Consider the following 25,559-nt stretch of genomic DNA (forward strand, 5'->3'; position numbering starts at 1 on the left):
ACCCAATGCCTGGGGGAGCTGCGATAACCATTGTTCCAGTCGGTCAGGGAAGCGCTCACCGGACTGCTCGCTCTGCTTGGCGGGCAAGCGCTCGGCTTGCGATTCGAGGGACGCTATCAGGGCTACGCAATGCTTGCAGTTGAGGCCAACCGGGCAGCTGCAGATACAGCTGAGCCGGCCGTCGCGGGATAACTCCAGTAACTGACGATAGACGCTGCCAGCTGAACCGCGGCAGGTCGCTTCGACATACCGTGAATCCTCACGGGCGATCCTGATGCGGTTCTCCGCAGCGTACTGCTGGCCCCTGGCGATTGCGTTTTCGGAAAACGGTAATCGCCAGGCAGCGGGCAGGTTGGGGAGAAAGTCACCCTGCATCGGTGGATCGGGTGGTGAGTACAGGCGTCTTCGGCATCGTTACGGCTTTTCCGCGGACAAACGTTCGAGCAATGCCTCAAGCGTGTTGAAGCGCTCTTCGGCACGCTCCATCGGCACCTGAAACTTGAACATCGTGGCGCCTTCGAACTTGTAACGGTTGGGTTGGCTCTGGATCAGTTTGATCAGCACCATCGGGTCGACGCTTGTATCCGCAGCGAACTCGATACGTCCTCCTTGAGGCCCTGCGTCGATCTTGGTGATGCCGAGGCTGGCAGCCTGTAATTTGAGCAGGGTCAGCCTGACCAGATGTTTGGCCGGTTCAGGCAGCAGGCCGAAGCGGTCGATCATCTCGACCTGCAGTTCGCGCAGGCCGTTCTCATCTGCCGCATTGGCGATGCGTTTGTAGAGGATCAGCCGCGCATGAACGTCTGGCAGATAATCCTCTGGAATCAGTGCGGGCACCCGCAAGTTGATTTCCGGGCCGCCTCCCAGTGGCTGATCAAGATTCGGCTGTTCACCTTTCTGGATGGATTTGACCGCCCGCTCGAGCATCTCCATATAGAGCGTGAAACCGACCGCCTGAATCTGCCCGCTCTGGCCATCGCCGAGCAGCTCGCCCGCGCCGCGAATCTCCAGATCGTGGGTGGCGAGGACGAAGCCTGCTCCGAGATCCTGTGCGTTGGCGATGGCTTCCAGGCGCTTTTCAGCGTCGGGGGTCATGGCCTTGCGTGGTGGTGTCAGCAGGTAGGCATAGGCCTGGTGGTGGCTGCGTCCGACGCGACCTCGCAGCTGATGCAGTTGGGCCAGACCGAACTTGTCGGCACGCTCAATGATGATGGTGTTGGCGCTGGGGACGTCGATACCGGTCTCGATGATGGTCGAGGCGATCAGCACGTTGAAGCGCTTGTGGTAGAAGTCGCCCATCACCTGTTCGAGTTCGCGTTCGCGCATCTGGCCGTGGCCTACGCCTATGCGGGCTTCCGGCACCAATTCGGCAAGATCGGCGGCGCATTTCTCGATCGTCTTCACGTCGTTGTGCAGGTAATAGACCTGGCCACCTCGCAACAGCTCACGCAGCAGCGCTTCCTTGATCACAGAGTTCTGCTGCTCCATGACGAAGGTGCGCACCGACAGTCGGCGCGCAGGCGGCGTGGCGATGATGGAGAGGTCGCGCATGCCGGCCACGGCCATGTTCAAAGTCCGAGGAATAGGTGTGGCGGTCAGAGTGAGGATGTCGACCTCGCTGCGCAGCGCCTTGAGCTGTTCCTTCTGGCGCACCCCGAAGCGGTGTTCTTCGTCGATGATCACCAGGCCGAGGTTGGTGAACTTGACGTCGTCCTGCAGCAGTTTGTGCGTACCGATGAGAATGTCGACCTTGCCTTCGGCCAGCTCCTGCACGGCAGCCTGGATTTCCTTGGCTGACTTGAAGCGGCTCATCACCTCGACGCGAACCGGCCAATCGGCGAAACGGTCGCGGAAGCTGTTGTAGTGCTGCTGGGCAAGCAGGGTGGTTGGCACCAGCACCGCTACCTGACGGCCACTGTGCACCGCGATGAAGGCGGCGCGCATGGCCACTTCGGTCTTGCCGAAACCGACGTCGCCGCAGATCAGCCGGTCCATAGGCTTGGGTGCAAGCATGTCGTTGCGTACCGCTTCGATCGCGGCTTGCTGGTCCGGCGTTTCCTCGAACGGGAAGCCGGCGCTGAAGGTTTCGTAATCGAGTTGCGGGTCTTCGAAGGCGTAGCCTTCCCGCGCGGCGCGACGGGCATAGATGTCGAGCAGCTCTGCGGCTACGTCGCGTACCTGTTCGGCCGCTTTGCGCTTGGCCTTCTGCCAGGTTTCCGAGCCCAGGCGGTGCAGCGGCGCCAGTGCATCGTCGCTGCCGGTGTAACGAGCAATCAGATGCAGGCTGGAGACCGGCACGTATAGCTTGGCTTCGTCGGCGTACTGCAGCATCAGGAACTCGGCGGCCTGACCTTCGATCTCCAAGGTGACCAATCCCTGGTAGCGTCCGACGCCATGATCGATGTGCACCACCGGCGAACCTTCACGCAGTTCGGTGAGGTTCTTGATGACGTTCTCGCCGGCATCACGACCTTTTTCACGCCGGCGGCGCTGCATGATGCGCTGGCCGAACAGTGGGCTTTCGGCAATCAGCGCCAAGGCCGGGTCTTGCAGCAGCAAACCGTCGTCGAGCGGGGCGATGGCGATCGCCAGACGCTCGCCGCTTTCAACGAACTGCGGCCAGCCAGCAACTTCCTGCGGACGCAGCTTCAGCCGAGCAAGCAGCTCGAGCAGAACCTCGCGGCGGCCGGCCGATTCGGCGGTGAACAATACGCGGCCTGGAAATTCGTCGAGAAAGCGTCGCAAGGCACCCAAGGGTTCAGGTGCCTTGGCGTCGATCGCAAGCTCAGGGAAGCGGCTGGCTGGAAAGCGCTCGCGGCCGATGCCGGTTTCTACATCGTCCTGGCTGGCCACGATACGCGGCCAGAGTTTCAGATGCGCAAAGCAGTCTTCGACCGCCATGAACAGTTCGGCGGGTGGTAGCAATGGGCGCTCAGGGTCGACGCGACGCTCTTCGTAGCGAGTACGGACGTCTTTCCAGAAGTGTTCTGCAGCCTGCTCGATACCCGGCAGCGAGAACACCTGGGTGTCTCCCGGCAGATAATCGAACAGCGTGGAGGTCTCGTCGAAGAACAGCGGCAGGTAGTACTCGATACCGGCCGGCGTGATCCCGGTGGACAGATCCTGGTAAACCGGGCAGCGGCGGAAATCCACGTCGAAGCGCTCACGGAAGCGTGCGCGAAAGCCGGTGACCGACTCCTTCTTCAGCGGGAACTCGCGTGCCGGCAGCAAACGGATCGACTCGACTTTATCTATAGAACGCTGATTTTCTGGATCGAAGGTGCGCAGCGTTTCGATTTCGTCATCGAACAGGTCGATGCGGTAGGGCAGGGGGCTGCCCATCGGGAACAGGTCGATCAGCGCGCCGCGGACTGCGAACTCGCCATGTTCGTAGACCGTATCGACGCAGCGATAGCCAGCCGCTTCGAGGCGCGCCCGCATCTGCTCGACATCGAGCTTCTGGCCGACATCCAGCACCAGGCTGGATCCGAGCAAGAATCGCTTCGGAGCAAGTTTGTGTAGCGCTGTGGTGATGGGAACTACCAGAACGCCGTGCGTCAGCTCCGGCAGCTGATAGAGCGCCGCAATCCGCTGGGAGATGATGTCCTGATGCGGCGAAAACACGTCATAGGGCAGCGTCTCCCAGTCGGGGAAGTGCAGAACCGGCAGGTCAGGCGCAAAGAAGGCGAGCTCTTCTTGCAGGCGTTCGGCGCTTTGGCTGTCGGCGGTAAGAAGGAGGGTGAATCGATCTGCGTTGCTGGCTGCTTCGGCAATGGCCAGGCTCAGCGCGGCACCAGGAAGGTTGCCCCAGGTTTGCTTGCCGCTGGCGGCAGGCATGGGCGGAAGGCGCAATACGGACACGAGTGGGCGTGGCTCCGGTCGATAAAAATGGACCGCCCGGATTGTAACTATCCGCGCGGGACGCTGTCAGTGTTTCGGCTGCACAGATTGCCGGCGCTAGGGTGCGGCGGCATAATGTAGCCCTTTTTCTCAGCCCCTACATGTTGGAAGGAACTGCCCGTGACTCAGAAGCCCGACCAGTGTCTTGGTGAATGGATTGATCGAGAAGCCCTCGCCGAAGCGATGATTCCGCTGATTGGTCAGCTGTATCGTAACAACAACGTGGTGACTTCCATCTACGGCCGTGGGTTGATCAACCGTTCGGTCATTGCTCTGCTCAAGGCGCATCGTTTCGCTCGTCACCGTCAGGCTGACGAAGCCGAGCTGTCCGTCAACGAAACCCATCAGATCCTCACGACCATGAGCCAGATGGACCTTGGTGCCGCTTCGGTGGATCTGGGTAAAGTCGTGGCGAAGTTCAAGGCCGAGGGCAACGGCCGCAGCCTTGATCAGTTCGTGCGTGACGAACTCGCTGAAGTTGCTGGCAAGCGCAACACCACCGGCGTCCATAAGGGCACCGACGTCGTGCTCTATGGCTTCGGCCGGATTGGTCGCTTGCTCGCCCGCATTCTGATCGAGAAGACAGGCGGCGGTGATGGTCTGCGTCTGCGGGCGATCGTCGTGCGCAAGGGTGCTGAAAACGACCTGGTCAAACGCGCCAGCCTGCTGCGTCGCGATTCGGTTCATGGTCCGTTTGAAGGCACGATTCACATCGATGCCGAAAACAACACCATCACTGCCAACGGCAATCTAATCCAGGTGATCTATTCGAACGATCCGGCCTCGGTGGATTACACCCAGTATGGAATCGAAAACGCTCTGCTGGTCGACAATACCGGCAAGTGGCGCGATGCCGAGGGCCTCAGCCAGCACCTCAAGTGCCCAGGTGTTGCCCGCGTTGTGCTGACTGCGCCAGGCAAGGGCGAGCTGAAGAACATCGTTCACGGCATCAACCATGGCGAAATCACGGCCGACGACAAGATCGTCTCCGCTGCCTCCTGCACCACCAACGCGATCGTGCCGGTGCTTAAAGCAGTCAATGACCAGTACGGCATCGTCAACGGTCATGTCGAGACTGTGCATTCGTACACCAACGACCAGAACCTGATCGACAACTTCCATAAAGGCAGTCGTCGTGGCCGTAGTGCTGCGCTGAACATGGTCATCACCGAGACGGGTGCTGCTACGGCTGCCGCCAAGGCGCTGCCCGTACTGAAAGGCAAGCTGACAGGTAACGCCATTCGCGTGCCGACGCCGAACGTCTCGATGGCGATTCTGAATCTGAACTTGGAAAAGGCCACGAGCCGCGAAGAGATCAACGAGTACCTGCGCCAGATGGCCATGCATTCAGATCTTCAGAAGCAGATTGACTTCGTCAATTCGCAGGAGGTTGTTTCAAGCGATTTCGTAGGTTCTCGTCACGCAGGTGTTGTCGATGCCGAGGCGACGATCTGCAGCGATAACCGAGTCGTACTTTACGTCTGGTATGACAACGAGTTCGGATATAGCTGCCAGGTAGTGCGTGTAATGGAAGATATGGCCGGCGTGAACCCGCCTGCTTTCCCGCGCTGACGGGCGCTTTTGCTGAAAGAAAACGGGAGCTTCGGCTCCCGTTTTCGTTTCTTATGTACTCGATAATGCTGCGGTCGATGCGCTGGCAGCTGGAGCGTCAATAGTCGGTTGCGGATGACCGCTTGTCTTTAGTCAAAAAATTGGAAGACCTTGGGTGGTCAGTCACGGGTCGCGGCCTCTATAATCGGGCGGATTTCTACCTGGGCCCGTGGCATAGCGTCGCGTCGATATATTTTTCGGCGCGCGTCGTGCAATTCGACCTTCAGCTAAATCGCTGGGCCTGTAAAAAAGTCTTTTAAAATCAGTGGTTAGGCGAGCCGATGATCAATATAAAACGTGGGCTAGATTTGCCCATTGCAGGTGCGCCGGCGCAGCGTATCGAGGCCGGAAGGCCCGTGCGAAGCGTCGCCGTAGTAGGGTTTGATTACCCTGGCATGAAACCGACCATGGAAGTTCAGGTCGGTGATCGCGTGAAACTGGGTCAGGTGTTGTTTTCGGACAAGAAGACGCCTGGCGTTCATTTCACCGCGCCCGGTGCGGGTGTTGTAAGCGCGATTCATCGTGGCGAGAAGCGCGTCCTGCAATCGGTCGTCATTGACTTGGAAGGCGCTGAAGAGGTGACTTTCAGCCAGTACGGCTCGGCTGAGCTGGAAGCGATGGGTGACGAGAAGGTTCGTGAGAATCTGCAGCAGGCTGGTCTCTGGGCTGCGTTTCGCACACGTCCATATAGCAAAGTTCCGGCTATCGATGCCGTTCCCAGCTCGATCTTCGTCACTGCCATCGACACTCATCCGTTGGCTGCTGATCCAGCATTGATCATCGCGGAGCGCGCTGCTGATTTCGAAGCAGGCCTAAAGGTTCTCGGCAATCTGGGTAAGCTGTTTCTGTGTAAAGCAGAAGGCGCCTCGCTACCCGGCGAGCAGATTGCGAAGGTTAAGACTGAAAGCTTTGCTGGTCCGCATCCTGCCGGTCTGGCCGGAACGCACATTCATTTTCTGGACCCGGTTAGCGCCACCAAAAGCGTGTGGGCCGTTGGTTATCAGGACGTAATCGCGGTCGGTGCACTGTTCCTTACCGGAAAGCTTTCGGTAGAGCGTGTGGTGTCGTTGGCCGGTCCGGTCGTTGAAACCCCGCGTCTGGTGCGTACTCGCCTGGGCGCCAATCTCGATGAGCTGACAGCTGGCGAATTGCAGCCTGGTGCAAACCGTGTCGTATCTGGATCGGTTCTGGGCGGTCGTACGGCGCATGGCGCTTTCGCGTTTCTCGGTCGCTACCACCAGCAGGTTTCCTGCCTGCGCGAAGGTAAGGAGCGCGAGATGCTGCACTACCTGCGTGCCGGTAGCGACAAGCACTCGATCCTCAATATCTATATCTCCAAGTTGATGGGCGGCAAGAAGTTCGCTTTTTCCACCTCCACTAATGGCAGCCCGCGGGCCATGGTGCCGGTTGGGAACTACGAAGAGGTCATGCCGCTGGACATTCTACCGACTCAGTTACTGCGCTCTCTTATCGTCGGAGATACCGAGGTTGCGCAGAAATTGGGCTGCCTCGAGCTTGATGAAGAGGACCTAGCACTGTGCACCTACGTCTGTGCCGGCAAGTACGAGTACGGCCCGATCCTGCGAGACAATCTGACCCGTATCGAGAAGGAGGGTTAAGGCATGGGCATTCGCGAATTTCTCGACAAGATCGAGCACAACTTCGAAAAGGGCGGCAAGTACGAGAAGTGGTACGCGCTCTACGAAGCGGCGGACACCTTCCTCTATCGTCCGGGCAGCGTGACCAAGACCACGGCCCACGTGCGTGATGGTATCGACCTGAAGCGGATGATGATCACCGTTTGGCTCTGCACCTTCCCGGCGATGTTCTTTGGTATGTGGAACACCGGTTACCAAGCCAACCTGATCTATGCGCAAAGCCCGGACCTGCTTGCAGTTCAGGAAGGTTGGCAGTTTGCGCTGATCAGTGCGTTGGCAGGGTTCGATCCGTCCAGTGCCTGGGATAACTTCATCCAGGGGGCGGCATACTTCCTGCCGGTTTATGCGGTCACTTTCATTGTCGGTGGCTTCTGGGAAGTCCTGTTCGCCTCGATCCGTAAACATGAGGTCAACGAAGGCTTCTTCGTGACCTCGGTGCTGTTCGCGCTCACGTTGCCGCCCAGCATCCCGCTGTGGCAGGTCGCGCTCGGCATCAGCTTCGGTATCGTGATCGGCAAGGAGATCTTCGGCGGTACGGGTAAGAACTTCCTCAATCCTGCTCTGACCGGGCGTGCCTTCCTCTTCTTTGCCTACCCGGCACAGATGTCTGGTGACGCCGTTTGGACTGCGGTTGACGGCTATGCCAGCGCTACTGCATTGAGCTTGGGCTTCGCAGGTGGCATAGAAAATATCGTAGAGAGCGGCATCACCTGGATGGACGCCTTTGTCGGCACCATTCATGGCTCGCTGGGTGAAACCAGCACTCTAGCTATCTTCATCGGCGGCGCGGTACTGCTGCTGACCAAGATCGCTTCGATGCGAATCGTCGCCGGCACCATGATCGGCATGATCGCGCTGAGCTCGCTGTTCAACCTGATCGGTTCGGACAGTAATCCATTGTTTGCCATGCCTTGGTACTGGCACATGGTGGTGGGTGGTTTCGCCTTTGGTCTGATCTACATGACCACCGACCCCGTGTCGGCCGCGATGACCAATACCGGTAAATGGATCTATGGCATTTTCATCGGTGTGATGGTGGTGCTGATCCGTGTAGTCAACCCGGCCTTCCCTGAGGGCATGATGCTGGCAATTCTATTCGCCAACCTCTGTGCACCCTTGATTGACCACTTTGTCATCCAGGCCAACATCAAGCGGAGGCTGGCGCGTAATGTCTAGTCAAAAAGAATCCACTGCCCGTACGCTGATAGTGGCCCTGCTGGTTTGTCTGGTGTGCTCGGTGTTCGTTGCAGGTGCGGCGGTCGCACTGCGTCCGACCCAGCTGGAGAACCGTCAGCTCGACAAGCAGCGCAGTATTCTTGCGATCGCGGGGCTCGGTGAGGCCGGTATGTCTGGCGCCGAGGTGAAGGCGCTGTATAAAGAGCGCATTGTCGCCAAGCTGGTCAACCTCGAGACTGGCAAATTCAGCGACGAGTTCGATCCAAATACCTTTGACCCCCTGGTTGCTGCGAAGGACCCGCAACTGTCCGACGCATTGCCGCCGGAGCAGGACATCGCTTCGATCAAGCGTCGCGAAAAGTACAGCGTCGTGTATATCGTCGAAACCGATGGTGAACTCGACACGCTGGTGCTCCCGGTGCGTGGTTACGGCCTTTGGTCGACGCTCTATGGTTTTCTTGCCCTTCAGGAAGATCTGAACACCGTCGCTGGGCTCGGTTTCTACCAGCACGGAGAAACGCCTGGTCTGGGTGGCGAAGTAGACAATCCCAAGTGGCGTAGCCTCTGGGAAGGGAAGAAGTTGTACAACGAGGATGGTGAGCTGGCGATACAGATCGTCAAAGGTGGAGTCGATCCGCAGAGTCCGAACGCCAAGTACCGGGTAGACGCGCTTGCTGGCGCGACGTTGACCAGCAACGGGGTTAATAACCTGTTGCACTTTTGGCTCGGCGAGAACGGCTTCGGTCCTTTTATCGCTAACCTGCGCGCTGGGGAGGCTTGAGTATGTCGCAACCTACCATTAAGGAAGTCCTGTTCAATCCGGTCTTCAATAACAACCCCATCGGCCTGCAGATCCTCGGGATTTGCTCGGCGCTGGCGGTCACCTCCAACCTGAAAACGGCGCTGGTCATGTCCATCGCCCTGACGCTGGTTGTAGCTTTTTCCAACCTGTTCATCTCGATGATCCGCAGCCAGATCCCTGGCTCCATCCGCATGATCGTGCAGATGGTGATCATTGCGTCATTGGTGATCCTGGTGGATCAGGTGCTCAAGGCTTACGCCTTCTCGTTGTCCAAGCAGCTGTCGGTATTCGTGGGTCTGATCATTACCAACTGTATCGTGATGGGCCGGGCCGAAGCGTTCGCCATGCAGAACCCGCCGATGCTCTCATTCTTCGATGGGCTTGGGAACGGCCTCGGTTACAGCGCCATGCTGATTGCGCTCGGGATCATTCGCGAGCTGTTCGGTGCGGGTAAATTGATGGGTTACACCATTCTTCCTGTCGTAAATGACGGTGGCTGGTACTTGCCGAATGGCCTGCTGCTGCTTCCGCCTTCTGCGTTCTTCCTGATCGGCCTTTTCATTTGGGGCATCCGTAGCTGGAAGCGGGAACAGGTCGAGAAGCCGTCGTTCAAGATGGCGCCTCAGGTCTCTAACAAGGAGGCTTATTAATGGAACATTACATCAGCCTTTTCGTCCGCGCCGTGTTCATCGAGAACATGGCCCTGGCGTTCTTCCTTGGCATGTGTACGTTCATCGCAATCTCGAAGAAGGTCGAAACGGCCATTGGTCTTGGCATCGCGGTTATTGTCGTCCAAGCCATCACCGTTCCTGCGAACAACCTGATCTACACCTATCTGTTGAAAGCAGGTGCGTTGTCATGGGCTGGCTTGCCGGAAGTCGATCTGAGCTTCCTCGGCCTGCTGAGTTACATCGGCGTGATCGCGGCAATCGTTCAGATCCTGGAGATGACCCTCGACAAGTACGTACCCAGCCTCTACAACGCGCTGGGCGTGTTCCTGCCGCTGATCACTGTGAACTGCGCCATCATGGGCGGCACGCTTTTCATGGTCGAACGCGACTACAACCTCGCTGAAAGTGTGGTTTACGGCATGGGTTCTGGTCTGTCTTGGGCGCTCGCTATCGCCTTGCTTGCCGGCATTCGCGAGAAGCTCAAGTACAGCGATGTGCCGGATGGCCTACAGGGCCTCGGGATCACCTTCATCACCATCGGACTGATGTCGCTGGGCTTCATGTCTTTCTCTGGCGTACAGCTGTAAGGACGGGATGAACTGATGAGTTACGAAATTTTCCTCGCCATCGGCATGTTCACCGCCATCGTGCTTGCACTGGTGGTGATCATCCTCGCGGCTCGCGCCAAGCTGGTCTCCAGTGGCGATGTGAGCATCGAGATCAACGGCGAACGCACCATTACGGTACCGGCGGGTGGCAAGCTCCTGCAAACATTGGCCGCTAACAACATCTTCCTCTCGTCTGCCTGCGGCGGCGGTGGCACTTGCGCTCAGTGCAAGTGCATCGTCGAGAGCGGTGGTGGCGAGATGCTGCCTACCGAGGAGTCGCACTTCACGCGTCGCGAAGCTGGCGAAGGTTGGCGCCTGTCCTGCCAGACCCCGGTCAAAGCGGATATGAAGATCGAGGTCCCGGAAGAAGTTTTTGGGGTCAAGAAGTGGGAATGCACGGTTCTGTCAAACCCGAACGTCGCTACCTTCATCAAAGAATTGACCTTGAAGTTGCCGGAAGGTGAGAAAGTCGATTTCCGGGCTGGCGGGTATGTTCAGCTGGAATGTCCGCCTCACGAGGTCCGCTACAAAGATTTTGATATCCAAGAGGAATATCGCGGCGACTGGGACAAGTTCAACCAGTGGAAGTACGTGTCGAAGGTCGAAGAAACCGTGATCCGCGCCTACTCCATGGCCAACTATCCGGAAGAGGTTGGACTGGTGAAGTTCAACATCCGTATCGCCTCTCCGCCTCCAGGTAAGGATGACCTGCCTCCAGGCCAGATGTCTTCGTGGGTATTCAGCTTGAAACCCGGCGATAAAGTGACCGTTTACGGGCCCTTCGGTGAGTTCTTCGCCAAAGATACCGATGCGGAAATGGTCTTCATCGGTGGTGGTGCCGGTATGGCACCGATGCGTTCGCATATCTTTGATCAGCTCAAGCGTTTGAAGTCTAAGCGCAAGATGAGCTTCTGGTACGGCGCACGCTCGATGCGCGAGGCCTTCTACGTTGAGGAGTACGATCAGCTGCAGGCCGAGAACGACAACTTCCAGTGGCATTTGGCGTTGTCCGATCCGCAGCCGGAAGACAACTGGAACGGCCCAACCGGCTTTATTCACAACGTGCTGTACGAGAACTACCTGAAGGACCATCCGGCGCCCGAGGATTGTGAGTTCTACATGTGCGGTCCGCCAATGATGAACGCCTCGGTGATCAAGATGCTCACCGACCTTGGCGTCGAACCGGAGAACATCCTGCTCGACGACTTTGGCGGCTAGTATGACCCATGCGTTACTTCAGCCCGTCATCGTTGCCGCCCTGGCGGCAGCCCTGACGGGCTGTCTGTTTCAGGACGAGGTAGAAAGTTTCGGTGGTCCCACCATGGGAAGCACCTACTCGGTGAAGTACGTGGCCGATGATGTCGCCGTGTCCAAAGAGCAGCTGCGAAACGAGACGGATGCAATTCTGGCCGAGATCGACAGCCAGATGTCTACGTACCGTGCCGATTCGGATATCGAGACTTTCAACGCGCTTCCTGCCGGCGCCTGCATGGCCATGCCTGAGGGGGTCCTCGAGCTCCTCCGAGCCGGCCAGCAGCTGTCGGAGGAGAGCGACGGGGCTTTCGATCTGACGGTTGAACCGTTGCTCAATCTATGGGGCTTCGGTCCACACGGAACCGGCGAGCGCGTGCCCTCTGCCGAAGAGATAGCCACGGCTCGCGGCAACATGGGGCATGAGCATCTCCGGATTGACGGCGAGCAGCTCTGTAAAGACGCAGCCGTACAGATTGATTTCAACAGTATCGCTGCGGGTTATGCAGTGGACCGGGTGACCGCACATCTAGAGGCTTCCGGCGTCCGCCGTTACCTTGTGGAAATCACCGGCGAGCTCAAGGCTCTCGGCCGTAAACCCGGCGGGGAGCCCTGGCGTATCGCAATCGAGGCACCGCACGACAACGAGCGAGTAGCGCAGCGGATTGTCGAACTCGACGGATTTGGTGTCTCCACGTCAGGTGACTATCGAAACTATTTTGAGCGTGACGGTAAGCGATATTCGCACACGCTTGATCCATTGACCGGTGCGCCGATTGATCATCACTTGGCCGCCGTGACGGTTGTCGATCCCTCGACATTGAGGGCAGATGGGTTGTCTACTGTGTTGATGGTACTGGGCCCCGAACGGGGTTTGGCATACGCGGGGGAGCGAAACATTGCAGCGTTCTTCGTGATTCGTGAAGGGCAGGAATTCATTAGCAAAAGCACTGAGGCCTTTGATGAGCTATTCGGTGCGGGAGTAAGCAAATGACTTGGTTGATCGTGTTTCTGGTCATGTTGCTGGTGGTCTTCGGGATGTCCATCGGCGTAATCATGGGCCGCAAGCCCATTGCAGGCTCCTGTGGGGGCATCGCCAATCTTGGCATCGAGAAGGAATGCTCGATTTGCGGCGGTAGCCGTGAGAAGTGTGAAGAGGTGAATCAAGAGGCGAGCCACGGTGACAAAGCAGATCTCGCATACGACGCGACCAGACGCTGATAGCCGTTTTTGATCGAAAGGCCGGGGATATCTAGCGCTCCGGGCGTTGGTCTTTGCATGCAGCGCTGGTGCGACCCATGCATCGGCGCGACGATCCAGGCGGCGGGGCGTCGATAGCAACTTCCGCCACCCGGTTTTACCGAATTCGTTAACAGCGGCAGGGCTGCCTGCTGCGTGGTCTGGGGTGAATATGGCTGTCTACAATTACGATGTGGTGATACTGGGCTCGGGCCCTGCCGGCGAAGGCGCGGCGATGAACGCGGTCAAAGCTGGGCGCAAGGTCGCCGTGGTTGATAGCAGGCCGCATGTGGGTGGTAACTCGACCCATCTGGGGACTATCCCGTCAAAAGCGCTGCGCCACTCGGTACGGCAGATCATGCAGTACAACACCAATCCATTGTTCCGTCAGATCGGGGAGCCCCGTTGGTTTTCGTTTCCCGACGTCCTGAAAAGTGCCGAAAGCGTCATCGGTAAGCAGGTGACTTCCCGCACGGGGTATTACGCGCGTAACCGCATCGATATCTTCTTCGGCACCGCTAGTTTTGCCGACGAGCAGACCGTGGAGGTGGTCAGTGCCAATGGCATGGTTGAAACCCTGGTGGCCAACCAGTTCATCATCGCGACAGGATCACGGCCCTATCGCCCCGATGATGTCGACTTTACCCATCCCCGTGTCTATGACAGTGACACCATTCTTACCCTGAGTCACACACCGCGTCGTCTGATCATCTACGGAGCCGGTGTGATCGGCTCAGAGTACGCATCGATCTTTAGTGGTCTCGGTGTCTTGGTTGACTTGATCGACAACCGCGACCAGCTACTCAGTTTCCTCGACGACGAAATCTCCGACGCGCTGAGCTATCACCTGCGTAACAACAACGTACTCATCCGTCATAACGAGGAGTACGAGCGTGTGGAAGGTGTGGATAACGGCGTGATCCTGCACCTTAAATCGGGTAAGAAGATAAAGGCTGATGCTTTCCTCTGGTGTAACGGCCGAACCGGCAATACCGACAAGCTCGCCCTGGAAAACATCGGTCTCAAGGTCAACAGCCGCGGACAGATCAAGGTCGACGAGCACTACCGCACGGACGTCGGAAATATTTACGCGGCTGGCGATGTAATTGGTTGGCCGTCCCTGGCGAGTGCCGCTTACGATCAGGGGCGCTCGGCGGCAGGTAGCATCGTGGAGAACGACAGCTGGCGTTTTGTCGATGATGTGCCCACCGGCATTTACACCATTCCGGAGATCAGTTCCATCGGTAAGAACGAACGTGAACTGACCGAAGCGAAGGTGCCATACGAAGTGGGCAAGGCTTTCTTCAAAGGCATGGCGCGCGCGCAGATTTCAGCCGAGCCGGTCGGCATGCTGAAGATCCTCTTCCATCGCGAGACGCTGGCGGTACTAGGCGTGCATTGCTTCGGCTATCAGGCATCGGAGATCGTGCACATCGGTCAGGCGATCATGAACCAGCCGGGCGCGGCGAACACGATCAAGTATTTCATCAATACCACCTTCAACTACCCGACCATGGCCGAAGCCTACCGCGTGGCCGCTTTCGACGGGCTAAACCGGCTTTTTTGAGCGGCTCCGACCGGTGGCCTGAGCCGGTCGGAGAAGATCCCCGAGGCTGGCGGTGGCCTAATCGGGAAAGTTTTTAAGGCAGGTTGCCGGGCCGCCAATCAGGCGGCCTCGCTTTATGCGTTGCGCAGCGTCGTGACGGCAAGGCCGGGATAGTCAGTGATCAGGCTGTCGACGCCGAAATCCGCAAGGCGACGCATCAGAGCTGGCTCATTGACCGTCCAGACCGATACATGAAGGCCGAGTTGGCGGGCTTTGGCGATTCGTTCGGGTGTGCATAGGGTCCATTTCAATGCCAGTAGCGAGCAGCCGTACTGCTTGGCTACTTTCAGCGGGTCGAGCCAGGCGTACTCGGCCACCAGGCCGCACGACAATTCAGGTGTCAGCCTTTTCAAGGCCCTGAGCACCTCCCTCGAGCCGGATGTGACGGTAATCCGCTCGGTCAGTCCATGGTGCTCAGCCAGTGCCTTGATCGCCAGGACAGTCCGTGCGGCGCGCACCCTCGAAGCGCTTTTTACTTCCAATTGCCAATGCTCGAAGTCGCACTGCTCAAATAGCTCCGCTAGGCGCGGGATGGAACAGGGGTGTTTCCAGTGGGGGCCGCTGTGGCGCGCGTCGTACTGGATCAACTCGTCTGCATCACGCTCGACGACCTTGCCGCGTCGCCCCGTGGTGCGTTTGAGCGTCGGGTCATGGATGACCATCAGCTCGCCATCTTTTGACAGGTGCAGGTCGAGTTCGCATCGGCGCACGCCATGGGCGAGGCACTGCTTGAAGCCGGCCAGGGTGTTTTCAGGCGCTTCGCCCTTTGCGCCGCGGTGGCCATAGATAAGCGTCACGGTTGTCTCTCTGATTGCAATGATGTGGAGCGTCGGTGATGAATAACGCTGTTGATGACCCGGTTGCCCTCGAAGTAGACAGAAAAATCGCGGTAATCCCAACGAGTGATAGGTGGCTGACCGACAGCTTCGTGCTCCTCATCGGCTAAGCCAAAACGATCAAGTACGTCGATTTTCGCATCGCCGCGGCTGGGCAGCTGAAGGTCGGCCGGGCCTTGCTGGCCGACCGGAATTTTGATGTCTTCGGCGTGTGCCGACGTGTTCAGGCTGAAAATCAGCAGTAAGAGCAGAAAAGGGCGCATCCATCAGGTTCCTTGCAGGCTTTCACGAGCCAGGCGTCGTTCCGTCGCCTGTTTCTGCAGGATATGCCGCGCGAGGAGTTGCCGTTGTGCATCGGTCAACGCTTCAAAGGATGTACCGATTGCAAACTGCCCGCCCTCCAGCGCTTGGCAGCTCGCTATGCGTGCAGTCAGCAGCATGCCCAGGCCCTGTGGCATCAACGCCAGCTTGAGTGTCCAGGTTGAGCCTTCGTCAAGCGGCTGGTCATTGGTGAAACTAATACCACCTTCCGATAGCACGGTCGCCCGAGCTGGTCCGAGGTCTTGCAACAGGTCCTGGGCGAGCGCCTGACCGATTAGGTCGATGCGCTTGTTTTGCACTTTCAGGTAGTTGGCCAGCGTGCGGTTGCCCTCGGCTATCTGACGCAGCAGATGCTGAGCTTCAAAGTCGAGCTGATGGAGTTCGCCGAGCAGTTCGAACCGTTGCGTCGAACCGTTACCTGAGACTGTTTCGGCGTGTTCCGGCGGCAGGATTTCAAGTGCGATCATATCCTCGATACGATAGTATTCGCGGCGATCTTCGGTGTCTTCAGTGGGCATGTCGATCCCTGAGCTGCAGTGATGACCTGAGTGTATCAGGCCGCTTGGCATCGTCATTCAGCTTGTTATTTCCCGCCAGCGAAAGCGAACCCAACGATTTATGTTCAGACCGCTGTCCGTGTATATCGGGGCGCGCTACACACGCGCCAGACGTCGCAGCCTCTTCGTCTCCTTCATTTCCTTTACGTCCATGATCGGGCTGGCGCTTGGTGTGCTAGTAATGATCGTTGTGTTGTCTGTGATGAATGGGTTCGATTATGAAATGCGCAGCCGTGTGTTGGGTATGGTGCCGCACGCTACGATCGAAAGCTCGACCCCAATCGACGACTGGCCGACATTAGCAGAGCGGCTCGCGCAGCATCCTCAGGTCGCTGCGGTCGCGCCGTTCATACAAATGCAAGGTTTACTGACTCATCGCGGGCAGGTCACCAAAATTCTGATTAACGCCGTGGACCCGGTTATCGAGCCGGAAGTCTCCATCGTGGGCCAGTTTTTTCGCGAAGGCACGCTGGCCGATCTGGCCCCCGGCGAGTTCGGCATTGTTATCGGCGACAAGGCGGCCAACACCTTGGGCGTAGGGGTCGGCGACAAGGTTACCTTCGTCGCCCCTGAGGTTACCGTCACGCCAGCCGGTGTATTTCCCCGCATGAAGCGGTTCACCGTGCGCGGTATTTTTCACGTGGGGGCCGGTGAGATCGATGGTTATGTGGCGATGGCCAACATCTCCGATCTGGCACGCTTGCATCGCTGGAAGCCGGATCAGGTCCAAGGGGTGCGCTTGCGTTTCGTCGATCTGTTTCAGGCCCCGCGTATTGCCTGGGAACTGGCGGGTCAGCTGGGTGATGAGTTCTACTCCCGGGATTGGACCCGCACCCACGGCAACCTGTACCAGGCAATCCGCATGGAAAAGGCCATGATCGGGTTGCTATTGCTGCTGATCGTCGCCGTGGCTGCCTTCAATATCATCTCCACGCTGGTCATGGTCGTGACTGACAAGCGCGGCGATATTGCAATCCTGCGAACGCTTGGCGCGACGCCACGGCAGATCATGGCGATCTTCATGGTTCAAGGGACGGTGATAGGGGTCGTCGGCACGCTGGTCGGAGCATTACTCGGTATCTTCGCGGCGCTCAATGTAAGCAGTTGGGTCGCGGCGCTAGAGAGGTTGATCGGGCATAAATTTCTCAGCGCAGACGTGTATTTCATCGACTATTTACCGTCTCGACTGATGACCGCCGATGTGGTCCAGGTCTGCGTGGCGGCATTGATTCTTAGCTTTTTCGCCACCCTGTATCCGGCGTGGCGTGCGGCCCGGACACAACCGGCCGAGGCGTTACGATATGAGTGAGTTGTTTATGAATGAACGGTCTGCGAACGAGGCCGCGGTACTGAGCTGCCGCAACCTGGGCAAGCGCTACGAACAGGGTCCGGAGTCGGTCAGTGTGCTGTCCGGGCTTCAGTTGGAGTTGTTTCCCGGCCAGCGGGTCGCCATTGTCGGTACTTCCGGCTCTGGCAAGAGCACGCTGCTCAATTTGCTCGGCGGGCTGGATACGCCTAGCGAAGGAAGCGTATGGCTGGCTGGAGAAGAGCTTTCCGCACTCAGTGAGAAGGACCGGGGCCTGTTGCGTAACCGTGCCCTTGGCTTCGTTTACCAGTTCCATCATCTGCTGCCTGAATTCAGCGCTCTGGAAAACGTATGCATGCCACTGCTGATAGGCAGCGCGCCGATAGCGGAAGCACGTACGCGGGCGACCGAACTGTTGCAGCGCGTAGGGCTTGGCCACCGACTCGCTCATAAGCCCTCCGAGCTGTCCGGGGGAGAGCGTCAGCGCGTAGCGATCGCCCGTGCGTTGGCGAACCGTCCGGCGTTGGTGTTGCTCGATGAGCCGACCGGCAACCTCGACCACCATACTGCTCAGGGGATTCAAGACCTGATGCTGGAACTGAGCACCTCATTACGTACGGCCTTCCTCGTCGTAACCCATGATCCACAATTGGCCGGCCAGATGGATCACATCTTGCGCCTGGAAGATGGCCGGTTGGTGGCTGGCTAATGTTCAGGCCGCTCAGCATCTTCATTGGCAGCCGTTACACGCGAGCCAAGCGTCGCAATCATTTCATTTCATTCATCTCGCTGACGTCCATGATCGGGCTGTCGTTGGGCGTGCTGGCGATGATCATTGTGCTGTCCGTCATGAATGGCTTTCAGCGCGAGATGAGCAACCGCATCCTGGGCATGGTGCCGCACGCCGTGATAGCCGGTGACGGAAGGCCGGTGGACGACTGGCAATCGCTGGCCGAGCAGCTACGTGCGCATCCAGGGGTGCTCGGTACGGCACCGATCACTCAACTTGAAGGCATGCTTTCGTACAGGGGGTCGATGCAGCCGATTGAAATCAAGGGCATCGATCCGAAGGCCGAAAGCGAAGTGTCTATCCTCGGCTCGAAGATGGTCGCAGGCAGTCTCGACGACCTAGAGGCTGGGGAATCCGGCGTAATTGTCGGGCTGATGACTGCGCGTCGATTTGGTCTGAAGCTGGGCGATAAGCTCACGCTGATCGTGCCTGAGCTCAGCGATGCGCCTGGTGGTATTACACCGCGGATGCAGCGTCTGAACGTCGTCGGGGTGTTCAAGGTGGGAGCTGAGCTGGACGGTAGTTTGGCTATGATTCACCGAGCTGATGCAGCCCAGATACTTCGTTGGCAGCCAGATCAGGTCGAAGGCGTGAGGGTCAGGCTGGCTGATCTTTATCGGGCTCCGCAGCTCGCAACCGAGCTTGTCGCCGAGCTCGGCAAAGGTTATCGCAGTGAGGACTGGTCGCTTACCCAGGGGAGTTTGTTCAGTGCGATGAAGATGGAAAAGACCATGATTGGCCTGTTGCTTCTGCTGATCGTGGCGGTGGCAGCGTTCAATATCATCGCCACCCTGATCATGGTAGTCGCCGACAAGCGAGCGGATATCGCGATCCTGCGTACCCTTGGCGCAACGCCACGGCAAATCATGGCGATCTTCATGGTTCAGGGAAGCATCATCGGAATGACGGGAACCCTAATAGGGACGGTGCTGGGCGTGCTTGGTGCGATGAACGTCAGTGCCCTGGTGGCCTGGCTGGAAAAGGTATCGGGACAGCACATCTTCAGTTCGGATGTGTACTTCATCAGCACCCTGCCATCTGAACTGCGGCTGCAAGATGTCTTGCTGGTAACGCTGGCGGCGCTACTGCTCAGTTTCCTGGCGACGGTCTATCCCGCTTGGCGGGCCGCACAGACACAGCCGGCTGAAGCGCTGCGCTACGAGTAAGGAACAGTCTTAGCGGCGGTCCATTTGCCGCTTGCGCCAACTGCGTCCGACCCACCAGCGCCAATAGCTCTGAGTGGCGATATAGCCCAATATCGCCACCACAACGCCGACAACGAATGAGCCTAGGAAGAGCGGTTGCCAGTGGCTGTCGAGCATCTGACGCACCCAGGCAAGGCTGAGCTCCATCGGCATCGGGGAAACCGGCGTGTCCAGCAGCCAGGCGCCTACCTTGTAATTGCAATAGAACACCGGCGGCATCGTCAGTGGGTTAGTCAGCCAGACCAAGCCCACAGCGATCGGCAGGTTTGCCCTTGCTGGCACGGCGCACAACGCGGCCGCCAGCATCTGCAGGGGCATCGGGATCATGGCCCAGAACAGACCGATAGCCATCGCTCTGGAAACCGAATGCCGGTTTAGATGGAGCAGGTTGGGGTCATGGATCAACGTGCCGAGAAACCGCAAAGACTTGTGCGCCTTTAGACGGTCGGGGTGAGGCATGTAGCGTTTAAAAAAACGACGCGGCATGAAGATTCTCTGGCGGGGCGAAGCGCGCCCGATTATGCCTGAAACGAGACCCGGCGCTGAGAGGAGTTTGTGACATAAATTCTACACTGTGAGTGCCGACAGGACGTCGGTCAGGCTATGTGACTCGGCGGTTTAACCTATCCGGAGCGGCCAGTCACGGGAAAGGAATCCAGGAGAACCGATGCGTACAGCGATGCTGGCGCTGGCAGCAGGCCTTCTACTGCTGCGTTTTTTACCGCAATTACCGCCTGTCTCAGCGTTGCCGTTCATATTGGCGGCGGGCCTGGTCTTGCTTCCGTTCCGCTGGCGAGCGATCGGTTGTTTTCTCTGCGGGTTTGCATGGGCGTGTCTCAGCGCCCATGAGGCGCTGGATGACCGCCTTTCAACCGAGCGTGATGGCCGTACGTTCTGGCTCGAAGGTACGGTGAGCGACCTACCGGATGTTCGTGGCGGTGTGGTGCGCTTCGAACTGGTCAATATATCGTCCCGGCATAGCGACCTGCCGTCCAGGCTTCGCTTGGCATGGTACGACGGCCCCATGGTGCAGGCGGGTGAGCGATGGCGGCTCGCTGCCAAATTGAAAAAGCCACGGGGCTTGGTCAATCCGCACTCTTTCGATTACGAGGCCTGGCTCTTGGCTCGGCGGATCGGTGCCAGCGGCACGATCAAAGCCGGAGAGCGCGTGTCGGTGGCAGAGGGTGGACCGGGATGGCGCGACCAGTTGCGGCAACGCTTGTTGGCGGTCGATGCTCAGGGCCGCTCCGGCGCTATTGCCGCGCTGGTAGTGGGCGATGACAGCGGCCTGTCCACCACGGATTGGCGCACGCTCCAGGACACCGGAACCGTTCATTTGATGGTTATATCGGGGCAGCACGTGGGCATGCTGGCCGGCTTGCTTTACGGCCTGGTGGCATTGTTAGCGCGTTGGGGAATTTGGCCGCGGCGCGTCGCCTGGTTGCCCTGCGCTTGTAGCCTGGCCTTGGCTGGAGCGCTTGCGTACGGCTGGCTGGCGGGTTTTGAAGTCCCAGTCCAGCGAGCGCTGGTGATGGTCTCTCTGGTGCTCCTGTGGCGTTTGCGGTATCGGCATTTGGGTGTCTGGCTGCCACTGCTGATTGCCCTTGATGCTGTCCTGCTGTTGGATCCGCTAGTAGGGCTGCAGTCGGGCTTCTGGTTGTCTTTCTTAGCGGTGGCGCTTCTTGCTCTGGTGTTCCGCGGCCGGCTTGGAAGCTGGAGTTGGTGGCGCGCATTAGGCCGTGCACAGTGGAGCATGGCCCTGGGCCTGTTGCCGATCCTGCTGGCGCTAGGCTTGCCGGTTAGCCTGAGTGGGCCGATTGCCAACCTCTTTGCAGTCCCACTGGTCAGCGCGGTAATCGTTCCGCTGTCGTTGTTAGGCACGTCCTTGTTGTGGTTGCCAGGCGTTGGCGAGCCGGTGCTATGGGTGGCAGGTGGGTTATTGGCAATTCTCTTTGATGCGCTGCAATGGCTTGCCGGCTGGCAGCCGGCGTGGCTACCAGCGTCATTGCCGATTTGGGCTTGGCTGCTGGTTGCGCTTGGGACGCTGCTGATCCTGCTTCCGCCCGGAATACCGTTTCGGGCGTTGGGTCTGGTGTTTCTGCTGCCGCTGCTGTTTCCACCCATCGACAAGCCGGCAGCAGGGCAGGCTGAAGTCTGGCTGTTCGACGTCGGTCAGGGGCTCGCTGTGCTGGTCCGCACGCATGACCATGCGCTGCTGTACGACACAGGGCCGCGATATGGTGACTTCGACATCGGCGAGCGGGTTGTATTGCCGTCGTTGCGCACGCTGGGGGTGAGTGGTCTCGATTTGATGATTCTCAGCCATGCCGATAGCGACCATGCGGGTGGCGCTTCTGCGATCCAGCGACAGATGCAAGCTGGGCGAGTGGTCAGTGGTGAGCCGGCAAGACTGCCTGCTTCGCTAAGCGCCGAGATGTGCCGTTCCGGAGACGCCTGGGAATGGAGTGGAGTCCGCTTTACGCTTTGGCAATCACCACGGGCCAGAGATGGAAACCAGTCCTCCTGCGTGCTACTGATCGAGGCGAGCGGCGAACGTCTGCTGCTCACCGGCGACATCGACGTGGATACCGAGCAAGTACTCCTGACGAGCAACATGCCGCTTGAGGCCGAATGGTTGTTAGTGCCACATCACGGCAGTCGCAGCTCGTCGTCAGCCGCATTCATCGAGGCAACAGGTGCCGGAGGTGCGCTCATCTCGCGCAGCTTGCATAACGCATTCGGCCATCCGCATCTGGAAGTGTTGCAGCGGCTGCACACTGCCGGAGCGCGGCTTTATGACACGGCGGAGCTAGGAGCGATTCGGATTCGCCTCGGCCGTTTCGAGCCTGCTCGAGGATTACGTACCGAGCGTCGATTCTGGCGGGAAAAATGAGAACCGGGGCCGTCGGCTGGCTGGCGGCCCTATGCTAGAGTGGCGCCACTTTTTCGAGGGGGATTCATCTCGTGTGGGAGCTGGTTAAAGCGGGCGGCTGGATAATGCTGCCAATCATCCTGTGTTCCATCGCGGCCGCCGGTATTGTTGCCGAAAGGCTATGGACGCTTCGGCCTAGTCGAGTGACCCCACCACACCTGCTTGGCCAGGTGTGGAAATGGATCAAGGACAAGAAGCTCAGTAATCAAAAGCTCAAGGAGCTGCGCGCGGATTCGCCGCTGGGGGAGATACTGGCTGCTGGTCTGGCTAACTCCAAGCATGGTCGAGAGATCATGAAGGAATGCATCGAAGAAGCGGCCGCCCGCGTCGTCCATGACCTCGAGCGCTACCTCAACGCGTTGGGTACGATTGCAGGCATCGCTCCCTTGCTCGGGCTTCTCGGTACTGTGCTGGGCATGATCGAAATTTTCAGTGCCTTCATGGGCTCTGGCATGGCCAACGCACCGTTGCTCGCAGCGGGTATTTCCAAAGCGCTGATTACTACCGCGGCGGGTCTGATGGTCGGCATACCGGCACTGTTCTTCCATCGCTTCCTCCTGCGCCGAGTAGAAGAACTCGTGGTCGGTATGGAGCAGGAAGCGATCAAGTTGGTTGAAGTTGTGCAGGGTGACCGTGACGTCGACCTAGGTGAGGGCAGGGCGTGAAGTTTCGTCGCAAGGCGCGGGAAAATGTCGACATCGGCTTGGCCCCGCTGATCGATGTGGTGTTCATTCTGTTGTTGTTCTTCGTGGTGACCACCACTTTTACTCGCGAAACCCAACTGCAGGTTGATCTGCCGGAGGCGGCGAGCGGGTCGCCACCGCAGGAAACTGAGCAGAAGCGGCTGGAGGTTGTGATCGACGTCAGTGGCAACTTCAGTCTCAATGGCAAGTCGTTGGTCAAGCATGACCTGAACACATTAATGGCGGCGCTCAGCAAGGAGTCGGGCGGCGATACAAGTTTGCCGATGATCATCAGTGCCGACGGTAAAACTCCGCACCAAGCGGTCATTACCGCCATGGACGCAGCCGGGAAACTGGGCTTCGCGCACCTGCGCATCACTACCATTGAGGCCCAGCCGGAGCCCTAATGTCCTTTGCTGATCGTCTCCAGCGGGCCTGGTACGAAGGGCATCCTGCCTTGGCGCTGCTCGCACCGTTGGAAATGCTCTACCGCCGCGTGGTGATTGCTAAGCGAAAGCGGTTCATCAGCGGAGTGATCGATTGCTATCGGGCGCCCGTGCCTGTGGTGGTGGTCGGAAATATCACCGTTGGCGGTACCGGCAAGACCCCCCTGATTCTCTGGCTCATCGAGCACTGTCAGCGACGCGGCCTGAAAGTCGGTGTAGTCAGTCGTGGCTACGGTGCCAGACCACCGGAATATCCGTGGCGGGTAGAGCCCGAGCATTCTGCAGTCGAGGTTGGCGATGAACCATTGCTGATCGCGCAACGAACAAACGTACCGGTGATGATTGATCCTGATCGTTCCCGCGCGGTTCGTAAATTGCTCGAACTTGAGCTGCTGGACCTGATCCTTTCCGACGATGGACTGCAGCATTACCGGTTGGGGCGCGATCTGGAGCTGGTCCTCATTGATGCTGCTCGTGGACTGGGCAATCAACGCTGTTTGCCCGCTGGCCCGCTACGTGAGCCACTGGAGCGACTGGAGTCGGTCGATGCGGTGCTGATAAACGGCGCGCAGGCAGATAGTCCCTCGGGTTTTTCATTTGCCTTGCAACCATCGAAATTGATCGAGTTGAGCACTGGGCAGGTCTGGCCTCTTGGCCATTTTCCGGCAGGCCAGCGGATGCATGCAGTCGCTGGAATCGGCAATCCACAGCGTTTCTTCGCCACGCTCGAGGCGCTACACTGGCGGCCGATTCCGCATGCCTTCGCCGATCACGCTCGTTATAGCCTGGAGCAGCTGAGTTTCAGTCCAGAGCTACCCTTGGTGATGACCGAGAAGGATGCGGTCAAATGCCGGGCTTTTGCGCTGCCGGGCTGGTGTTATCTCCAAGTCCAGGCCGAGCCTTCCGCAGCTTTCGTCACTTGGTTTGATTCCCAGCTGGACCGTTTGCTGCCCGTTCATCCCTAAGCCGCTCGATCTGCCAGGTGCGGTCGGCTGCATCCAAGGACTGCACACCATGGATACCAAACTGCTCGATATTCTTGCCTGCCCGCTCTGTAAGGGGCCGCTGAAGCTGACCGATGACAAGTCCGAACTGATCTGCAAGGCCGACGGCATGGCTTTTCCGGTCCGGGACGGCATCCCGGTGATGCTTGAAAGCGAAGCCCGCACCCTCGACGTGGATGAGCGTCTGGACAAATGACTAACGCTTATACCGTGGTCATCCCGGCGCGTTACGCATCCACGCGCCTTCCGGGCAAACCTCTGCAGGACATTGCTGGCAAGCCGATGATTCGCCATGTCTGGGAGCAGGCCTGCAAGAGCCGGGCGCAGCGGGTGGTGATCGCCACGGACGATCAGCGCATATTGCAAGCCTGCGAAGGCTTCGGTGCGCAGGTTTTGCTAACCCGGGTCGACCACAATTCGGGCACCGATCGGCTTGCCGAGGTGGCGGGCCAGCTGGGCTTAACGGCTGACGCGATAGTCGTCAACGTACAGGGCGATGAACCATTGATTCCGCCTTCGCTGATCGACCAGGTGGCACTCAATCTGGCTGCTCACCCCGAAGCCGCGATCGCCACGCTTGCCGAGCCAATCAGCGATCCGCACGCGCTCTTTAACCCGAACGTGGTGAAGGTGCTGAGCGATATCAATGGGCTGGCGCTGACTTTCAGTCGCGCGACACTGCCGTGGGCGCGGGACGAATTCGCTCGTAAGCCCGGTGCGCTTCCGAGTAATGTTCCGTACCGTCGACACATCGGCATCTATGCCTATCGGGCCGGGTTCCTGGCTGACTTCGTGGCCTGGGGGCCGTGCTGGCTGGAGAATACTGAGTGCCTGGAGCAATTACGTGCGCTCTGGCACGGCAAGCGCATTCATGTCGCCGATGCGGTCGAGGCGCCTCCGGCTGGCGTCGATACCGCCGAAGATCTTGACCGCGTCCGCAAGCTGCTCGGAGCTTGA

24 protein-coding genes are annotated in these 25,559 nt (G+C 58.8%); 19 read left to right on the forward strand and 5 right to left on the reverse strand.

Annotated elements, in window-relative coordinates; genetic code table 11:
• Positions 1-414 precede the first annotated feature (414 nt).
• On the reverse strand, positions 415-3,861 hold the full coding sequence (locus C1896_07120; GenBank protein AZZ44701.1) for a transcription-repair coupling factor: 3,447 nt from the start codon (positions 3,859-3,861) through the stop codon (positions 415-417).
• Positions 3,862-4,020: 159 nt separating this feature from the next.
• On the opposite strand from C1896_07120, the gene C1896_07125 reads away from it, so the two are divergent.
• The 10 genes from C1896_07125 (at position 4,021) to C1896_07170 (ending at position 14,483) form a co-directional block, all read left to right on the forward strand.
• Complete coding sequence (locus C1896_07125) at positions 4,021-5,472, forward strand: glyceraldehyde-3-phosphate dehydrogenase (protein AZZ44702.1); 1,452 nt, start codon at positions 4,021-4,023, stop codon at positions 5,470-5,472.
• A 320-nt stretch (positions 5,473-5,792) separates the two neighbouring features.
• A complete protein-coding gene (locus C1896_07130; protein AZZ44703.1) occupies positions 5,793-7,130 on the forward strand; it encodes an NADH:ubiquinone reductase (Na(+)-transporting) subunit A in 1,338 nt (445 codons plus the stop codon).
• 3 nt (positions 7,131-7,133) lie between these two features.
• On the forward strand, positions 7,134-8,345 hold the full coding sequence (locus C1896_07135; protein AZZ44704.1) for an NADH:ubiquinone reductase (Na(+)-transporting) subunit B: 1,212 nt from the start codon (positions 7,134-7,136) through the stop codon (positions 8,343-8,345).
• Positions 8,338-9,126, forward strand: a complete 789-nt coding sequence (locus C1896_07140) for an NADH:ubiquinone reductase (Na(+)-transporting) subunit C (GenBank protein AZZ44705.1) — start codon at positions 8,338-8,340, stop codon at positions 9,124-9,126. Before C1896_07135 ends, C1896_07140 begins: the two co-directional genes overlap by 8 nt.
• 2 nt (positions 9,127-9,128) lie before the next feature.
• Complete coding sequence (locus C1896_07145; protein ID AZZ44706.1) at positions 9,129-9,797, forward strand: NADH:ubiquinone reductase (Na(+)-transporting) subunit D; 669 nt, start codon at positions 9,129-9,131, stop codon at positions 9,795-9,797.
• Positions 9,797-10,405, forward strand: a complete 609-nt coding sequence (gene nqrE / locus C1896_07150) for an NADH:ubiquinone reductase (Na(+)-transporting) subunit E (GenBank protein ID AZZ44707.1) — start codon at positions 9,797-9,799, stop codon at positions 10,403-10,405. Before C1896_07145 ends, nqrE begins: the two co-directional genes overlap by 1 nt.
• A gap of 15 nt (positions 10,406-10,420) precedes the next feature.
• Entirely contained in the window at positions 10,421-11,644 is a 1,224-nt protein-coding gene (nqrF, locus tag C1896_07155; GenBank protein AZZ44708.1) for an NADH:ubiquinone reductase (Na(+)-transporting) subunit F, read from the forward strand.
• Position 11,645: 1 nt separating this feature from the next.
• Positions 11,646-12,671: a thiamine biosynthesis protein ApbE gene (locus tag C1896_07160; GenBank protein ID AZZ44709.1), complete on the forward strand. Its 1,026-nt coding sequence runs from the start codon at positions 11,646-11,648 to the stop codon at positions 12,669-12,671.
• Positions 12,668-12,898 (forward strand): (Na+)-NQR maturation NqrM, encoded by a 231-nt coding sequence (locus C1896_07165; GenBank protein AZZ44710.1) that lies wholly within the window; start codon positions 12,668-12,670, stop codon positions 12,896-12,898. The genes C1896_07160 and C1896_07165 overlap by 4 nt, the downstream gene beginning before the upstream one ends.
• A gap of 190 nt (positions 12,899-13,088) precedes the next feature.
• On the forward strand, positions 13,089-14,483 hold the full coding sequence (locus C1896_07170; GenBank protein ID AZZ44711.1) for a Si-specific NAD(P)(+) transhydrogenase: 1,395 nt from the start codon (positions 13,089-13,091) through the stop codon (positions 14,481-14,483).
• A gap of 113 nt (positions 14,484-14,596) precedes the next feature.
• On the opposite strand, the gene C1896_07175 is transcribed toward C1896_07170, so the two are convergent.
• From C1896_07175 to C1896_07185, 3 genes are read right to left on the reverse strand one after another with little or no spacing between them, the layout of a single operon-like run.
• The gene (locus C1896_07175) at positions 14,597-15,319 is read right to left on the reverse strand and encodes a glycerophosphodiester phosphodiesterase (GenBank protein AZZ44712.1); all 723 of its coding nucleotides are present in this window, start codon (positions 15,317-15,319) and stop codon (positions 14,597-14,599) included.
• Entirely contained in the window at positions 15,316-15,621 is a 306-nt protein-coding gene (locus C1896_07180; GenBank protein AZZ44713.1) for a phosphodiesterase, read from the reverse strand. Before C1896_07180 ends, C1896_07175 begins: the two co-directional genes overlap by 4 nt.
• Before the next feature lie 3 nt (positions 15,622-15,624).
• Positions 15,625-16,197 (reverse strand): pilus assembly protein PilZ, encoded by a 573-nt coding sequence (locus tag C1896_07185; protein AZZ44714.1) that lies wholly within the window; start codon positions 16,195-16,197, stop codon positions 15,625-15,627.
• Between the two features lie 100 nt (positions 16,198-16,297).
• Here C1896_07185 and C1896_07190 point away from each other — a divergent pair, with 100 nt between their 5' ends.
• Genes C1896_07190 through C1896_07200 form a run of 3 tightly spaced genes read left to right on the forward strand, consistent with a single transcriptional unit; the run spans position 16,298 to position 19,498 of the window.
• On the forward strand, positions 16,298-17,545 hold the full coding sequence (locus C1896_07190; protein AZZ44715.1) for a lipoprotein-releasing system transmembrane subunit LolC: 1,248 nt from the start codon (positions 16,298-16,300) through the stop codon (positions 17,543-17,545).
• A gap of 7 nt (positions 17,546-17,552) precedes the next feature.
• Positions 17,553-18,251: a lipoprotein-releasing system ATP-binding protein LolD gene (gene lolD, locus C1896_07195; GenBank protein ID AZZ47564.1), complete on the forward strand. Its 699-nt coding sequence runs from the start codon at positions 17,553-17,555 to the stop codon at positions 18,249-18,251.
• Positions 18,251-19,498 carry a lipoprotein-releasing system transmembrane subunit LolC gene (locus C1896_07200; protein ID AZZ44716.1) on the forward strand — a complete coding sequence of 416 codons (1,248 nt, stop codon included), beginning with the start codon at positions 18,251-18,253 and terminating at the stop codon, positions 19,496-19,498. The genes lolD and C1896_07200 overlap by 1 nt, the downstream gene beginning before the upstream one ends.
• 9 nt (positions 19,499-19,507) lie before the next feature.
• Here C1896_07200 and C1896_07205 read toward each other — a convergent pair whose 3' ends face one another.
• A complete protein-coding gene (locus tag C1896_07205; GenBank protein AZZ44717.1) occupies positions 19,508-20,023 on the reverse strand; it encodes a DUF2062 domain-containing protein in 516 nt (171 codons plus the stop codon).
• 193 nt (positions 20,024-20,216) lie between these two features.
• Between C1896_07205 and C1896_07210 the strand changes: the two genes are divergently transcribed.
• From C1896_07210 to C1896_07235, 6 genes are all read left to right on the forward strand, one after another.
• Entirely contained in the window at positions 20,217-22,430 is a 2,214-nt protein-coding gene (locus tag C1896_07210) for a DNA internalization-related competence protein ComEC/Rec2 (protein AZZ47565.1), read from the forward strand.
• A 71-nt stretch (positions 22,431-22,501) separates the two neighbouring features.
• A complete protein-coding gene (locus C1896_07215; protein ID AZZ44718.1) occupies positions 22,502-23,134 on the forward strand; it encodes a MotA/TolQ/ExbB proton channel family protein in 633 nt (210 codons plus the stop codon).
• Positions 23,131-23,559, forward strand: a complete 429-nt coding sequence (locus C1896_07220) for a biopolymer transporter ExbD (protein AZZ44719.1) — start codon at positions 23,131-23,133, stop codon at positions 23,557-23,559. Before C1896_07215 ends, C1896_07220 begins: the two co-directional genes overlap by 4 nt.
• The gene (locus C1896_07225; GenBank protein AZZ44720.1) at positions 23,559-24,563 is read left to right on the forward strand and encodes a tetraacyldisaccharide 4'-kinase; all 1,005 of its coding nucleotides are present in this window, start codon (positions 23,559-23,561) and stop codon (positions 24,561-24,563) included. Before C1896_07220 ends, C1896_07225 begins: the two co-directional genes overlap by 1 nt.
• Before the next feature lie 49 nt (positions 24,564-24,612).
• A complete protein-coding gene (locus tag C1896_07230; GenBank protein AZZ44721.1) occupies positions 24,613-24,798 on the forward strand; it encodes a hypothetical protein in 186 nt (61 codons plus the stop codon).
• Positions 24,795-25,559: a 3-deoxy-manno-octulosonate cytidylyltransferase gene (locus C1896_07235; GenBank protein ID AZZ44722.1), complete on the forward strand. Its 765-nt coding sequence runs from the start codon at positions 24,795-24,797 to the stop codon at positions 25,557-25,559. Before C1896_07230 ends, C1896_07235 begins: the two co-directional genes overlap by 4 nt.

It is taken from the genome of Pseudomonadaceae bacterium SI-3 (assembly GCA_004010935.1).
Lineage (GTDB): Bacteria > Pseudomonadota > Gammaproteobacteria > Pseudomonadales > Pseudomonadaceae > Stutzerimonas.

Coding starts and splice junctions, on each gene's coding strand:
- C1896_07135 (AZZ44704.1), top strand. CDS start 7,134: ATGGGCATTCGCGAATTTCTCGACAAGATCGAGCACAACTTCGAAAAG.
- C1896_07130 (AZZ44703.1), top strand. CDS start 5,793: ATGATCAATATAAAACGTGGGCTAGATTTGCCCATTGCAGGTGCGCCG.
- C1896_07190 (AZZ44715.1), top strand. CDS start 16,298: ATGTTCAGACCGCTGTCCGTGTATATCGGGGCGCGCTACACACGCGCC.
- C1896_07225 (AZZ44720.1), top strand. CDS start 23,559: ATGTCCTTTGCTGATCGTCTCCAGCGGGCCTGGTACGAAGGGCATCCT.
- C1896_07170 (AZZ44711.1), top strand. CDS start 13,089: ATGGCTGTCTACAATTACGATGTGGTGATACTGGGCTCGGGCCCTGCC.
- C1896_07210 (AZZ47565.1), top strand. CDS start 20,217: ATGCTGGCGCTGGCAGCAGGCCTTCTACTGCTGCGTTTTTTACCGCAA.
- C1896_07145 (AZZ44706.1), top strand. CDS start 9,129: ATGTCGCAACCTACCATTAAGGAAGTCCTGTTCAATCCGGTCTTCAAT.
- C1896_07180 (AZZ44713.1), bottom strand. CDS start 15,621: ATGCGCCCTTTTCTGCTCTTACTGCTGATTTTCAGCCTGAACACGTCG.
- C1896_07160 (AZZ44709.1), top strand. CDS start 11,646: ATGACCCATGCGTTACTTCAGCCCGTCATCGTTGCCGCCCTGGCGGCA.
- C1896_07185 (AZZ44714.1), bottom strand. CDS start 16,197: ATGCCCACTGAAGACACCGAAGATCGCCGCGAATACTATCGTATCGAG.
- nqrE (AZZ44707.1), top strand. CDS start 9,797: ATGGAACATTACATCAGCCTTTTCGTCCGCGCCGTGTTCATCGAGAAC.
- C1896_07205 (AZZ44717.1), bottom strand. CDS start 20,023: ATGCCGCGTCGTTTTTTTAAACGCTACATGCCTCACCCCGACCGTCTA.
- C1896_07230 (AZZ44721.1), top strand. CDS start 24,613: ATGGATACCAAACTGCTCGATATTCTTGCCTGCCCGCTCTGTAAGGGG.
- C1896_07200 (AZZ44716.1), top strand. CDS start 18,251: ATGTTCAGGCCGCTCAGCATCTTCATTGGCAGCCGTTACACGCGAGCC.
- lolD (AZZ47564.1), top strand. CDS start 17,553: ATGAATGAACGGTCTGCGAACGAGGCCGCGGTACTGAGCTGCCGCAAC.
- C1896_07235 (AZZ44722.1), top strand. CDS start 24,795: ATGACTAACGCTTATACCGTGGTCATCCCGGCGCGTTACGCATCCACG.
- C1896_07140 (AZZ44705.1), top strand. CDS start 8,338: ATGTCTAGTCAAAAAGAATCCACTGCCCGTACGCTGATAGTGGCCCTG.
- C1896_07165 (AZZ44710.1), top strand. CDS start 12,668: ATGACTTGGTTGATCGTGTTTCTGGTCATGTTGCTGGTGGTCTTCGGG.
- nqrF (AZZ44708.1), top strand. CDS start 10,421: ATGAGTTACGAAATTTTCCTCGCCATCGGCATGTTCACCGCCATCGTG.